We start from the raw sequence: 12,771 nt of genomic DNA, 5'->3' as shown, positions 1-12,771 counted from the left end.
TCGAGTGATCGAGGAACGGCAGCGGCGATGACGGTGACAGAGGACAGCCCGGTGTACGGCCAGGGCATCGACCCGGAGCGTCTGGCCGTCTGCCTGAGCGTGCTCGAAGAGCTCGACAAGCTCGAGGTCGACCACCCGGACGCGATCACCGTCCGCCGGGCCACCGCCGGGGTCTACCGGACCGTGAAGCAGCGCCGGCGCCAGGAGCGCCGGGCCGCCAAGACCGCCCACGACAAGGCGGTCACCGAGGCCACCGCGACCGGCTCCGCCGAGCGGATCGACGACGAGACGCAGGGCCTGCTGCCCTCCTCGTCCGTCGTCGGCGAGATCGCGGGCATACTCCAGCGCCCCCGCTCCTGCTACATCTGCAAGGCGCGCTATGTCGAGGTCGACGCCTTCTACCACCAGCTGTGCCAGGAGTGCGCGGCGGAGAACCGGGCGCGGCGGGACGCCCGCACCGATCTGAGCGGCAAGCGCGCCCTGCTGACCGGCGGCCGCGCCAAGATCGGCATGTACATCGCTCTGCGGCTGCTGCGTGACGGTGCCCACACCACCATCACCACCCGGTTCCCGAACGACGCGATCCGCCGCTTCAAGGCGATGCCGGACAGCGACGAGTGGATCCACCGCCTCAAGATCGTCGGCATCGATCTGCGCGACCCGGCGCAGGTCGTCGCGCTCGCCGACTCCGTGGCCGCCGAGGGCCCGCTGGACATCCTGATCAACAACGCCGCGCAGACCGTACGCCGCTCCCCGCAGGCGTACCGCGAACTCGTCGCCGCCGAATCCGCCCCGTTGCCCGCGGGCGAGCTGCCGCCCGCCCACGTCATCGGCACCTTCGGCAGCGGCGCGGTGGAGTCCGTGGCCGCGCTGCCGTCCGCCGGCGGCGAGGGACTGACCGCGCAGGACGTCACCGACCTGGCGCTGGTGACCGGATCGGCCTCGCTCGAGCGCATCGCCGCGGGCACCGCCATCGACGCCGGTGGTCTGGTCCCCGACCTGCACGACACCAACAGCTGGATCCAGACCGTCTCCGAGGTCGACCCGGTCGAGCTGCTCGAAGTGCAGCTGTGCAACTCCACGGCGCCGTTCATCCTCATCAGCAAGCTCCGCCCGGTGATGGCAGCGGGGCCCGGCAAGCGCAAGTACGTCGTGAACGTCTCCGCGATGGAGGGCGTTTTCAGCCGCGGTTACAAGGGCGCCGGCCATCCGCACACCAACATGGCCAAGGCCGCGCTCAACATGCTCACGCGCACCAGCGCGCAGGAGATGTTCGAGGCGGACCGCATCCTGATGACCGCCGTGGACACCGGCTGGATCACCGACGAGCGCCCGCACCCCGACAAGATGCGACTGGCCGAGGAGGGCTTCCACGCACCGCTCGACCTGGTCGACGGCGCGGCCCGGGTCTATGACCCGATCGTGCGAGGCGAGTCCGGCGAGGACCTCTTCGGCTGCTTCCTCAAGGACTACGCCCCCGCGAACTGGTAACCCCCCTTCCCGAACGGCGTGCTTCGGCCGGTGCACCAGCAGGTGCACCGGCCGTTGTCCATTTGGAGGGGGTCGTTGGCCTGAATTGAGTCGATGTGCAGCCCCCATCGAGCAGGGGGGCGCTCATTTGGTTAACCTTGGGGGACTGGACAGCCCCCAAGGGATCCACGAAACCCCTTCGGCCGTCCTGGGACAGGCCTGCAACCCGGCTGCGGTCCCGCCCGAGTTGACGGCGCCACCGCGACGGAACTGCCCCTGTCCCAGTTACGCGACACAGAGGAGTGCGCGGTGACACCAGATGTGAAGCACGAACAACGACCGTCGGAGCACGGCGGCGACCGGCCCGGCAAGGCCGAAGAGATCCGTAACCTCGAGGTCTGGGCCCGCTCGGCCCCGATCAGGCTGGCCGGGTACGAGGAAGATCTCGCCGAGCCGCACATCCTGCCCGGAATCGACTGATCCGGCGCGTAGCGTCCGTGCCCCCTGCCCGCCCCGGCAGGGGGCACGGACGTACTCACGAGAGCCTGGTGGGATAGAGGAACTCGCGCACATGGGTCCGGTGCCACCAGGCGCCGGTCGCCCGCAACTCGCTCCAGGTCGTGAACCGGTAGCGGTAGAGCCGCGCCCGTACGTACACGGGCGGGGCATCCGGGAAGGGGTTGTGGCGCAGCAGCCGGAGCGTGTCCCGGTCGCCGTCGAGCAGCCGCTCCACGAACGGCAGGAACCACGACCGTGCATAGGCGGGCGACAGTGCGGCGAACCACATCAGCCAGTCGAGCCGCAGATGGTACGGGGCGAACTGACGCGGCAGTCTGCGCACGTCCCCGGGCTTTCCCCGGAACTCGTACTCGCGCCACACCGTGCCCTCGTGGAGCACCCTCTCGTCCGTGCCCTCCACCACGATCTCGTGTCTGACCCGGCCCACCGTGCCGAACGCGCCATAGGCGTTGACGAGATGGAGCGCGTCGTAGGAGCGGTTCATGGCCTGCCGCCTGGAGAACAGGTTGCGCGTCGGGTGGTAGCTGAGGGCCAGCAGCCCGGCGCTGACGGCGATCACGACGATCTCGTACCAGAGCGGGGCGGCGGGCGCATCGGGCGGGTCCATGAACAGCGAGCCGTCCACGGCGGGCAGCGCCAGTGTGATCGTCAGCCAGTTCAGCCAGGCGAAGTTGCCGGAGAACACCAGCCACAGCTGGGTCAGCACGATCACGCCGGCGGCCGCGCTCGCGACGGGCTGCGGAGTGAACAGCAGTACGGGGACCAGAAGCTGGACCGCGTGGTTGGCGCCCGCCTCCACCCGGTGCAGGGGCCTCGGCAGGTGGTGGAAGAACCAGCTGAGCGGCCCTGGCATCGGCTGGGTCTCGTGATGGAAGAACAGACAGGTCAGATTGCGCCAGCACAGATCGCCGCGGATCTTGATCAGGCCCGCACCGAACTCCACCCGGAACAGCACCCAGCGCAGCAGCCAGAGCACCAGAACGGGCGGCGCGGTGCGCTCGTTGCCGAGGAAGACCGCGAGGAAGCCGGTCTCCAGGAGCAGGGACTCCCAGCCGAACGAGTACCAGGTCTGCCCCACATTGACGATCGAGAGGTACAGCGCCCACAGCACCGCCCACCACACCATCGCCACCGCGAGCGGCAGCCGGTCGGCGGCGCCCGCGACCAGGGCCGCCGAGAGCAGGCAGCCCGCCCAGGCGACCATGGCGAAGAAGCGGTCGGAGTAGTGCAGCCGGAACAGGGTCGGAGCGGCCCTGGGAGGGACCCGGCGCAGATGGTCCGGCACGGGCAGCATGCCCCGCTCGCCGATCAGTGCCCGGAACTGCAGCGCGGCGGAGAGGAACGCGACGAGATACATGACGGCCAGAGCCCGCTGGAACACCAGCCGGCTCAACCAGTAGGCGTCGTCGCCGAACCACTCCATCACGTCCAGTATCAGGCCGCGGCGATCCGCCGCAGGCAGCGGCCGAGCCGACGCGCGTACGCCTTCTGCAGGACGGGCACGACCGGACCGGCCAGCCTGCTGTACCAGGCGGCGGGCCGGCTGAACGCCGTGACGGTGAACCACACGGAACCGTCGTCGCGCAGGTCGACCATGAACACCTCCTCGCCGCATTCCGGATGTCCGGCGAGCGTGCCGTACGCGAAGCCCGTCCGGTCCTCGCCGTAGGCCGTCCACACCACCTCGCACGGCGCGGTGAGCCGCAGCGGACCGAGGCCCAGCGAGACCGTGACCCGCGTGCCGGGCTCGGCCCTGTCCGTGGTGGCGCGCACCCGGGCACCCGCGTCGCAGTGCATGGCCCAGGTGGTGACCGCTGTTCCCGCCGCCTGGAAGACGGCGCGCCCGTGGCCGATCCGTTCGGTGTGGTGCAGGTGCTGGTAGCCGTCCGGCAGCGGGCGGCGCGCGGTGGCGCCGACCTCGGGGTAGCTGAAGGGCCTCCCGGCGTCCGCGTCGTCCGCACCGGGGAGCGCACTGCGCACCACGCGGGGGAGCGGCGGCATCGCCCGTGTCCGCCGAATGGACGCGGCCCGCCGTGCGTCCACAGGATTCAGCCCTACGGGTGGGACGGCCCAGGTGCCCGGCTTCGTGATCAAGCTGACCAGTACGGACATCACGCACCATCCTTGAATTGAACGTGTTCAACTCCCTGTGGGCAGAGCCTATGGGGTGAACGCGAACGCGTTCAAGTCGCGAGGTGCCTGCGCTTCCGGCACAACTTTGAGAAACATCTCGAGGAGAAGAGGCAGGAGACACTGGTGCGCTCACCGATGCGGCGTGTGTGCGCGGCGGCCGCCGCGCTGTCCGTGGGGCTGCTCATGTCCGGGTGCGACGGCGCGGGCCGTGCGCACGACTCCGCGGAGGTACACCTCCAGGCGCTCGCGTCACCCGGCCCGGCCCCCTTCACGGCGTCGACGGCCACGTCCGCGTCCGTTCCCGTCCTGCCGCCCGTCACCGCCGTGCCCGTCGGCACGTCCCGCGCCGGCGGACCCGTGCTGCGTACGCTGTCGGGCTCGGCGCCCGGCCTGTACAGCGGCACCCAGGAGGTCGGCAGCTGTGACGTCGAGAAGCAGGTGCGCTTCCTCGATGCGGACAAGGCCAAGGTGCGTGCCTTCGCCAAGGGGGCCGGGATCCAGGAGACGGTCGTGCCCGCCTTCCTGCGCGGGCTGACGCCGGTCATGCTGCGCGCCGACACCCGGATCACCGCTCACGTCTTCCGTGACGGCACCGCCGTCGCGCAGCAGGCGGTGATGCAGGCCGGTACGGCTGTGCTGGTCGACCAGTACGGGGCGCCACGAGTGCGCTGCGCAGGTGGGAACCCCCTGAAGCCCCCGGTCGCCGCCGCGGGCGCCGTGACCGTGAAGGGCACGCCGTGGCAGACCTACCGCACCGATCAGGTGGTCGTCATCAAGCCGGCCAACCAGGTCGTGCGCAGCCTCATGATCGTCAACAACCTCGACAACGGCTGGATCGAGCGGCCGACGGGTACGGACGGTGCGGAGGACGCGCAGCCCGCTGTGTTCCCGCCCGTCAATCCGGACGAGGTCTTCATGGACACCCTCAGCCCCGCGCCGAACGACTCGGTGGCGCCGGCTGAACCCTCGGCCCCGGCCGAGCAGGCCGCACCGCCGGCCCCCGCGCCGGCGGACCCGGCCCCTGCCCCGGTGGACCCGGAGCCCACCCCGGCCCCGGCGGACCCGCAGCCCGTGCCGCCCGCCCCCGTGCCGGCGGACCCACAGCCCGCGCCGGCCGACCCGCAGCCCGCGCCCGCGGATCCGCAGCGCGCACCGGCGGACCCGCGGCCGGTGCCGTCCGCCCCCGCGCCGGCCGACCCGCAACCCGAGCCGCCCGTGGACCCGCCGCAGCCTCAGGGCGGCCTGGACCCGATGCCCCCCGACGCCGGCGGCCCCGCGGTCGACCCGGTCCCGGATGCTCCGGCGTCCGGCCTGCCGTCCCGGGCGGCCACCGACCCGGGCACCTTCCAGGGGTGAGCGGTCTCCCGGGACGACCGCTCGTGGATTGTGACAAATGATGGCAGAGTGGCTCCATGGCTGATCGGGCAGAGGGTGCCCTGTCGCTCCCCGACGACTGGCCGACGCGTGCGGATGTGAGCCTGACTCTCAACCACATGGGCACCTTCGACTGGGATCTGACCAGCGGGCTGATGCACATGGACAGGCCCGCGCTGGACGTCTTCGATGTGCACCCCCATGAGTACGACGGCCACCCGGAGAGCCTGGCCCACCGGGTGCCGCCGGACGAGGCTGTCAGGCTCGACTCCATGGTCGCCCAGGCGCTGAAGAACGGCAGCGACCACTACGGCGCCTACTTCCGCATCCGCCGTCGCGACGGCAGCCTGCGCTGGACCCACACCCAGGGCTGTGTGCGACGCGACGAGAACGGCCGGCCGCTGCGCATCATCGGGGTCGTCCGCGACGCCACGGAGGAGCTCGCCGACTCCACCGCCCGTGTCGAGGTCGACACCGAGCGGCGCCGGCAGACCAGTGTGGTCGAGAGCACCACGGCCGCGCTCGCCCACGCCCGTACCGTCCGCGACGTCATCGCTGTGCTCAAGGACTCGCACGGCCTGGAACACCTCGGCGCGACCAGCATGGTCATGGGGCTGCTGGAGTCCGGCGGCCGGATCCACCTGGTCGCCGAGGGGCCCGAGGGCTCCTTCGTCCCGGGGACCCGCTACACCAGGGTCGATGAGCAGTACCCCATGAGCGAGGTGGTGCGCACGCTGGCTCCCCGGTTCATCGAGTCCAAGCGGGATTTCGCGGATTCCTACCCCATCCTGTGGCCGCACATCAAAGGGCTCGGCATCTCGGCGGCCGCCTATCTGCCGCTGATCGCGCAGGCCCGGCCCATCGGGGCGCTCGGCCTGCTCTACCGCGACAAGACCGGCTTCAGCTCCGAGGAGCGCAATCTGCTGGTGGCGCTCGGCAGCAGCATCGCGCAGAGCCTGCAGCGTGCCGTGCTGTACGAGCAGGAGCACGATCTGGCCGAGGGGCTGCAGCAGGCGATGCTGCCCCGCCGGATCCCCGACGTGCCCGGCGCCCAGATCGCTGTGCGCTACCGCTCGGCACGGCTCGGGCGCGACATCGGCGGCGACTGGTACGACATCATCGCGCTGCCCGGCGGCCGGGTCGGCGCGGTCATCGGGGACGTACAGGGCCATGACACCCACGCGGCCGCCGTGATGGGACAGCTGCGCATCGTGCTGCGGGCGTACGCTGCCGAAGGGCACACCCCGGCGACGGTGATGGCCCGCGCATCCGTCTTCCTCCATGAGCTGGACACCGAACGGTTCGCCACCTGCACCTACGCGGAGGCGGACCTGTCGACCGGTGTGGTGCAGGTGGTGCGGGCGGGCCATGTCGACCCGCTGATCAGGGACCAGGACGGCAGCTGCCGCAGGCTGCCGGTGCAGGGCGGGCTGCCGCTCGGGCTCTCGGCGGAGTTCGGGCGTCTCGAGTATCCGGTCAGCACCGTCGAACTGGACCCCGGGCAGACGCTGCTGCTCTACACGGACGGCCTGGTCGAAGAGCCGGGCGCGGACCTCGACGACGGACTGCAGCTGCTCGCCGAGCTGGTGCACGGCGGGCCGCGCGATCTGCAGCTGCTGGCCGACCGGCTGTGCGAGGTGGTGGACGAGCGGGGCGGCGACGACGACGTGGCGCTGCTGCTGCTGCGCCGCAAGGGCGCGTACACCCCGCAGGCGGGCGGCCGGCTGCAGCAGCATGTCGCACAGAACGACCCCGAGGCGCTGCGCTCGGCCAGGCACATGGTCCGCGCGGCGGTACGTGCCTGGGGTGCGCGTGAGCGCGCCGACGAGATCGAGCTGGTCGCCGACGAGATGATCACCAATGCGCTGATGCACACCGACGGCGGGGCGATCGTCACCGCCAGGGTGCTGTCCGGCGCCGAGCGGCGACTGCGGGTCGAGGTCGAGGATCGCTCCAGCGCGCTGCCGCGGCGGCGTGAGGCGGGCGAGTCGGGAGTCTCGGGCCGAGGGCTGCTGCTCGTGGACCGGCTGACCGAGGCGTGGGGGGTGGAGTCCCGTGGGAGCGGCAAATGCGTCTGGTGCGAGTTCATCATTCCGGAGAGGGCCACGGTTCGATGATCATCCGCTGTTAACTGACCGTAAACTTATCGTACTTGACCGTAACTGATCGAAGGCGATTGACTTCGCATCCCTGGCTTCTAGGACATGAGGACCACTTGAGCAGCGAGCTTCTCGCCCCCCTGGACCTGGCGTTCTGGCATCTCGAATCCACCGGCCACCCGATGCATCTCGGTGCGCTCGCCTTTTTCGCTCCCGCTCCGGGCTCCGGGACCGGGGACGACCGGGAGGACGACGCCGAACGCATCCTGGGTCTGCTCGCGAACCGCACGGCCGCCATCCCCCGGCTGCGGATGCGGGTGCAGGACGTCCTGCTGCCTGTCGGCGGGGCTGCCTGGGCCGCCGACGACGACTTCGACGTGCGGCGGCATGTGCGGCATCTGCGTCTCCCGGAGGGCGACTTCGCCGCCGAAGCCGCCCATGCGGCGGGCGAGCTGATGGAGCAGCCGCTCGAACGCGGCCTGCCGCCCTGGGAGATGTACCTCCTGTCGAGCGAGCGCGCGACGTGCTTCGCGGTGCTCGTCAAGCTCCATCACGCCCTCGCCGACGGCATGCGCGCCGTGGCCATCGGGGCCGGCATCTTCGACGAGATCGCCGACGCCCGCAGGACCGTCGTCCGCCGCTCGCGCACCGTGACGTCTCGCCCGCTGCCGTGGGGCGCGCGGCGCATCGCCGGATTCGCACGGGGGCGCATCGCGGAGCTGGGCCAGGCGCTCGGCGTCGGGGCCTCCGTCGTACTGGCCAGCCGGCTCGACCCGCGCGGACTGCCGGCGCTCACGGCCGGCTCGAGCGGCACCCGTCGCGTCGGCACCGCCGTGCTCGACCTGGAGGAGGTGAGCTGCGTCCGCAGGGCGGCGGGCGGCACGGCCAACGATGTGTTGCTCGCGGTGGTGACGGGTGCGCTGCGGCGGTGGATGTCCGGACGCGGCGATCAGCTGCCCGGAGCCGGCCCGCGTGCCCTGGTGCCTGTCTCCCGGCGCAGGCCCGGCGGCCGGCCCGGATCCGGCAACAAGCTGTCCGCCTACCTGGTGGAGCTGCCGGTCGCCGACCCCGACCCGTGCTCACGGCTGGCGGCCGTACGCCTGGCCATGGACCGCAACAAGGCCGCCGGGCCCCTGCGCGGCGCCGGAGCGGTGGCCGTACTGGCCGACCAACTGCCGCCACTGGCTCATCGGTTCGGCGCGCCGCTGGCCGGGGGCGCGGCTCGGGTACTGTTCGACGTCCTGGTCACCAGCGTGCCGCTGCCCCGCTCGGCGCTCTCCCTCGGCGGCTGCCCGCTGCGCGAGATCTATCCGCTGGCGCCGCTCGCCCGCGGGCAGTCGCTGGCGATCGCCATGTCGACGTACGGCGGGCAGGTCCATGTCGGCCTGGTCGCCGACGGCAAGGCACTTCCCGACCTCGACAAGCTGCTGCTCGCGCTGCGCGAGGAGCTCGACGAGCTTCTCGCCGCCGTCCGGCAGCCCGGGCAGCGCCCGTAGACCGGACAGCGCCGCGCCGGTGGAGGGTGACGGCCTCGACCGCGCGGCCCGGCGGCACGCCGTGCCCGCCACCGCGACGGCCCGCGCACACCACCTGTGTGACCGGCGCACTCGACGATCCCGGGGCCCCGGCGGGCACCGGGCACGCCGGTGCGGCAGGGTGGAGGCATGCCCGAACTGCCTGAGGTCGAAGCCCTGCGAGAGTTCCTCGGCGCACACCTGGTGGGCCGGCAGATCACCCGCGTCATGCCGGTGGCCATCAGCGTGCTCAAGACGTACGACCCGCCGCTCGGCGCCGTCGAGGGCAAGACCGTCACCGCCGTGGACCGGCACGGCAAATGGCTCGACATCACGGCGGGCGGCCTGCACCTGGTCACCCATCTCTCCCGGGCGGGCTGGCTCCAGTGGAAGGACGAGCTCCCGGCCGCGCCGCCCCGGCCCGGCAAGGGACCGCTCGCCCTGCGCACCGTGCTGGCCGACGGCAGCGGCTTCGATCTGACCGAGGTGGGCACCACCAAGCGCCTCGCGGTGCATCTCGTGCACGACCCGGCGGAGGTGCCCGGTGTGGCGAGGCTCGGCCCCGATCCGCTCGCCGAGGACTTCGACCGGGCCGCGTTCGCCGCCGTACTGGCCGGTGAGCGGCGGCAGATCAAGGGGGCGCTGCGTGACCAGAGCCTGATCGCCGGGATCGGCAACGCGTACAGCGACGAGATCCTGCACGCGGCGAAGATGTCGCCGTTCAAGCCCGTCCAGAATCTCGGCGAGGCCGAGACGGATGTTCTCTACGAGGCGCTGCGCAGCACACTCGGCGATGCCGTGGAACGCTCGCGCGGGCTTGCGGCCGGGCGGCTCAAGTCGGAGAAGAAGAGCGGCCTGCGGGTCCACGGCCGCACCGGCGAGGCATGCCCCGTCTGCGGCGACACCATCCGCGAAGTGTCCTACAGCGACTCGTCGCTGCAGTACTGCCCCACCTGCCAGACCGGCGGCAAGCCGCTCGCCGACCGCAGGCTCTCCCGGCTTCTGAAGTAGCGCCCGCCTCCCCGTCGGGTACCGCGACCGGGTCACCCCCCGATCGACAGCAGTTTCTCCCCGTTGTCCGCCCGGACCTCCCAGCGGCCGATCTCCGCAGCGTGCAGGCCCGTGCTGCCCTCGATGTCCAGCGGTGCCTGATGCCCGGCGCCGCCCATCCCGAAGCCGCCCTTGGGTACGTGCCAGGTGAGCACGGGATGCTCCACCCCGTCCTTGCCGATCGCAACCAGCCGGCAGATGCGCGGCCCGGCGAGTCCCGTGAGCCGCATCGCGACCGACGTACCCGATCCCGCCTCCCGGAGAGCCACCGAAGCGCTGACCCCCGAGGACGGATCGCTTGCCACGACGCGTACCTCGGGCGGTACGTCGGGCACCGGACCGGCGCCGCCCCGGAGGGCGACGACACCCACGGGCAGTGCGACGATCAGTGCGGCGGCCGCGGAGACGAGCCGCAGCCGCCGTCGCCGCTCGCGCCGGTGCTCGCACGCCACCGCATCGGTCAGCCGCGCCAGCAACCGGGGTGTGGGGCGGACATCGACCCGGCCCGGGCTGCCGAGCTGGGACAGGGCCGTCGCGACCGAGGTGAAGTCCGACAGCTGCACGGCGCACATGACGCACCGGGAAACATGCTCCTCAAACAGGTACGCGTCGGCAGGTTCCAGGATGCCCAGCGCATAGGCGGCCACGTCATGGTGCCGCTGCTGCCGGTCCATGGGGGTTCCTCTATTCCTCGTGTTACGGGCGGTCACCCTGGAATACGCAGCAGGAAGGCCTTGCGCTCAACCGGTCGGCACGGTGTGAACGCGATCGCAAAGCCGTGCGACGAACAGGCCATGGTCCCGGCCCTCGAGGCACGCCTACACTCCGCACCATGCTGCGCGTACTGGCTGTGGACGACGAGAAACCGGCGCTCGAGGAACTGCTCTATCTGCTGCGTTCCGACACCCGGATCAGCAGCGCGGAGGGGGCGACGGACGCCACCGAGGCGCTGCGCCGCATCGGCCGTGCACTGGACGCCGGCCCCGACGGCGACGACGCCATCGACGTCGTCTTCCTCGACATCCACATGGCCGGGCTCACCGGACTCGACGTCGCCCGGCTGCTCGCCGGGTTCGCCCGTCCGCCGCTGATCGTCTTCGTGACCGCGCACGAGGGGTTCGCCGTCCAGGCCTTCGACCTCAAGGCCGTCGACTATGTGCTCAAGCCGGTGCGCAGGGAGCGCCTGGCCGAAGCGGTACGCCGGGTACGCGACCTGCATCTCACCGCCCGCGAGCCGCACCGCGCGGGCCCGGCTGCCACTGCTCCCGCCCCGCACACGGCACCGGCACACCCAACTCCCGGCCCGGCCCAGGGCGGCGAGCAGATAGCGGTGGAACTGGGCGGTGTCACCCGCTTCGTACCGGTCGACCAGATCACCTATGCCGAGGCCCAGGGCGACTACGCGAGGCTCCACACCGCCGACGGCAGCCATCTGGTCAGAATCCCGCTCTCCACCCTGGAGGAGCGCTGGGCGTCCCGCGGCTTCGTACGCATCCACCGCAGCCATCTCGTCGCCCTCGGCCGCATCGACGAACTGCGCCTGGACGCCGGTGCCACCACCGTCCGGGTCGGCACGGCCGAGCTCGCCGTCAGCCGCCGGCACGCACGCCAGCTGCGCGAACTGCTGATGCGCCACGCCCGGGGCTGACCTGCCGGCACCGCGGCGACGGGCACCCACGACCGTTCGACCCGGTGGGAGCGCCGCTCGTCGCGCGGCAACGGCCACCCGGCGACGCACGGCACCCGTCCGCCGAGACGGGCCCGGATCGGGCACGCGCCGCCGCACCGCGCGCCTAACCTTGATCGCGCCAGGGAGAAGGGTCCGGATGTCCGACATCGAAGCACTGCTGGACGAGCTGCGCAGCCTGCCGGCGACCCGGCCCACCGGCCCGGGCGAACTGCAGGCGCTGCTGACCGCAGCCAAGAGCGCCGCGGGCCGCTGGGCCGATGTGCTGTACGAGATCAGGGAGTCCGCCCAGGGACTGGCCGGCCCACGCGCCGAAGCCGCCCTCGAGGTCGCCTTCCGCAGGGCCGAGGAGTCCTACGTGGAGCTGGAGATCGCCCTCGGCGACTGCGCCCGGCACACCACCGGCTGACCCGCCCGGCCCGGTGGGCGCGCGGCCGCACCGCCTGCCCACCGGTCTCTACCGCAGCCGATCCCACCTGCGTAGACTCCACTTCTCCCGAGGCCGCCGACAACGCTGGAGCGGACGACGATGTCTGCAGAGCAACCCCCACGCCGAGTGGTCGTCACCGGAGTGCCGCGCAGCGCCCGCCGGGCCCCCGGACACGCGCCGGCCCGCTCGGAGATCAGCGAGCAGACCACGCTCGGCGCCACCTATGTGCGCTCCCTGATGCGCAGCCAGCTGCGCGCCGCCCTGTGCGCGCTCGGGACACTCGTGCTGGTCGTCGGATCGCTGCCGCTGCTCTTCGCGCTCCCGGCCGCACTCGGCGGCGGTGTCTCCTCACCGGCGCCGTTCATCTGGGCCGCGCTCGGCGTCGGGGTCTACCCCGTGATGTGGCTGACCGCCCGCTGGTACGTGCGCCGGGCCGAGCGCAACGAACGCGACTTCACCAGGCTGCTCGAAGGCCGCTGACCGTGCCGCCCGGGG

General features: G+C 71.9%; 12 protein-coding genes. 9 read left to right on the top strand and 3 right to left on the bottom strand.

The annotated features are described in order from the left end of the window. Window positions 1–27 precede the first annotated feature (27 nt). Entirely contained in the window at window positions 28–1,491 is a 1,464-nt protein-coding gene (locus OHS70_RS02840; protein WP_328393276.1) for an SDR family NAD(P)-dependent oxidoreductase, read from the top strand. A 288-nt stretch (window positions 1,492–1,779) separates the two neighbouring features. Continuing rightward, the gene (locus OHS70_RS02835) at window positions 1,780–1,950 is read left to right on the top strand and encodes a hypothetical protein (protein WP_328393274.1); all 171 of its coding nucleotides are present in this window, start codon (window positions 1,780–1,782) and stop codon (window positions 1,948–1,950) included. 55 nt (window positions 1,951–2,005) lie between these two features. Here the strand turns inward: OHS70_RS02835 and OHS70_RS02830 are convergent, their stop codons facing one another. Further along, a complete protein-coding gene (locus OHS70_RS02830; RefSeq protein WP_328393272.1) occupies window positions 2,006–3,412 on the bottom strand; it encodes a lipase maturation factor family protein in 1,407 nt (468 codons plus the stop codon). A gap of 11 nt (window positions 3,413–3,423) precedes the next feature. Beyond that, window positions 3,424–3,990 carry a DUF1990 family protein gene (locus tag OHS70_RS02825; protein ID WP_328393270.1) on the bottom strand — a complete coding sequence of 189 codons (567 nt, stop codon included), beginning with the start codon at window positions 3,988–3,990 and terminating at the stop codon, window positions 3,424–3,426. 255 nt (window positions 3,991–4,245) lie between these two features. On the opposite strand from OHS70_RS02825, the gene OHS70_RS02820 reads away from it, so the two are divergent. From OHS70_RS02820 to OHS70_RS02805, 4 genes are all read left to right on the top strand, one after another. Then, entirely contained in the window at window positions 4,246–5,478 is a 1,233-nt protein-coding gene (locus OHS70_RS02820) for a DUF6777 domain-containing protein (RefSeq protein ID WP_328393268.1), read from the top strand. Between the two features lie 56 nt (window positions 5,479–5,534). Then, window positions 5,535–7,613: a SpoIIE family protein phosphatase gene (locus OHS70_RS02815; RefSeq protein WP_328393266.1), complete on the top strand. Its 2,079-nt coding sequence runs from the start codon at window positions 5,535–5,537 to the stop codon at window positions 7,611–7,613. Between the two features lie 98 nt (window positions 7,614–7,711). Further along, window positions 7,712–9,091 (top strand): wax ester/triacylglycerol synthase family O-acyltransferase, encoded by a 1,380-nt coding sequence (locus OHS70_RS02810; RefSeq protein ID WP_328393264.1) that lies wholly within the window; start codon window positions 7,712–7,714, stop codon window positions 9,089–9,091. 168 nt (window positions 9,092–9,259) lie between these two features. Then, window positions 9,260–10,120, top strand: coding sequence for an Fpg/Nei family DNA glycosylase (locus tag OHS70_RS02805; RefSeq protein ID WP_328393262.1), 861 nt, complete (start codon window positions 9,260–9,262; stop codon window positions 10,118–10,120). Window positions 10,121–10,152: 32 nt separating this feature from the next. Here the strand turns inward: OHS70_RS02805 and OHS70_RS02800 are convergent, their stop codons facing one another. Further along, complete coding sequence (locus OHS70_RS02800) at window positions 10,153–10,833, bottom strand: hypothetical protein (RefSeq protein WP_328393259.1); 681 nt, start codon at window positions 10,831–10,833, stop codon at window positions 10,153–10,155. Between the two features lie 158 nt (window positions 10,834–10,991). Between OHS70_RS02800 and OHS70_RS02795 the strand changes: the two genes are divergently transcribed. The 3 genes from OHS70_RS02795 to OHS70_RS02785 all read left to right on the top strand — a co-directional run bounded on the left by OHS70_RS02795 (window position 10,992) and on the right by OHS70_RS02785 (window position 12,756). Continuing rightward, complete coding sequence (locus OHS70_RS02795; protein ID WP_328393257.1) at window positions 10,992–11,807, top strand: LytR/AlgR family response regulator transcription factor; 816 nt, start codon at window positions 10,992–10,994, stop codon at window positions 11,805–11,807. A gap of 178 nt (window positions 11,808–11,985) precedes the next feature. After that, on the top strand, window positions 11,986–12,255 hold the full coding sequence (locus OHS70_RS02790; RefSeq protein ID WP_328393255.1) for a hypothetical protein: 270 nt from the start codon (window positions 11,986–11,988) through the stop codon (window positions 12,253–12,255). Between the two features lie 120 nt (window positions 12,256–12,375). Next, complete coding sequence (locus tag OHS70_RS02785) at window positions 12,376–12,756, top strand: hypothetical protein (protein WP_328393253.1); 381 nt, start codon at window positions 12,376–12,378, stop codon at window positions 12,754–12,756. Window positions 12,757–12,771 lie beyond the last annotated feature (15 nt).

This window comes from Streptomyces sp. NBC_00390 (genome assembly GCF_036057275.1).
Lineage (GTDB): Bacteria > Actinomycetota > Actinomycetes > Streptomycetales > Streptomycetaceae > Streptomyces.
The sequence above is the reverse complement of the archived record's forward strand: the minus strand, read 5'-3'. Positions and strand labels throughout refer to the sequence as shown.

Coding starts and splice junctions, on each gene's coding strand:
- OHS70_RS02840 (WP_328393276.1), top strand. CDS start 28: ATGACGGTGACAGAGGACAGCCCGGTGTACGGCCAGGGCATCGACCCG.
- OHS70_RS02830 (WP_328393272.1), bottom strand. CDS start 3,412: ATGGAGTGGTTCGGCGACGACGCCTACTGGTTGAGCCGGCTGGTGTTC.
- OHS70_RS02825 (WP_328393270.1), bottom strand. CDS start 3,990: ATGCCGCCGCTCCCCCGCGTGGTGCGCAGTGCGCTCCCCGGTGCGGAC.
- OHS70_RS02815 (WP_328393266.1), top strand. CDS start 5,535: ATGGCTGATCGGGCAGAGGGTGCCCTGTCGCTCCCCGACGACTGGCCG.
- OHS70_RS02805 (WP_328393262.1), top strand. CDS start 9,260: ATGCCCGAACTGCCTGAGGTCGAAGCCCTGCGAGAGTTCCTCGGCGCA.
- OHS70_RS02800 (WP_328393259.1), bottom strand. CDS start 10,833: ATGGACCGGCAGCAGCGGCACCATGACGTGGCCGCCTATGCGCTGGGC.
- OHS70_RS02795 (WP_328393257.1), top strand. CDS start 10,992: ATGCTGCGCGTACTGGCTGTGGACGACGAGAAACCGGCGCTCGAGGAA.
- OHS70_RS02790 (WP_328393255.1), top strand. CDS start 11,986: ATGTCCGACATCGAAGCACTGCTGGACGAGCTGCGCAGCCTGCCGGCG.
- OHS70_RS02785 (WP_328393253.1), top strand. CDS start 12,376: ATGTCTGCAGAGCAACCCCCACGCCGAGTGGTCGTCACCGGAGTGCCG.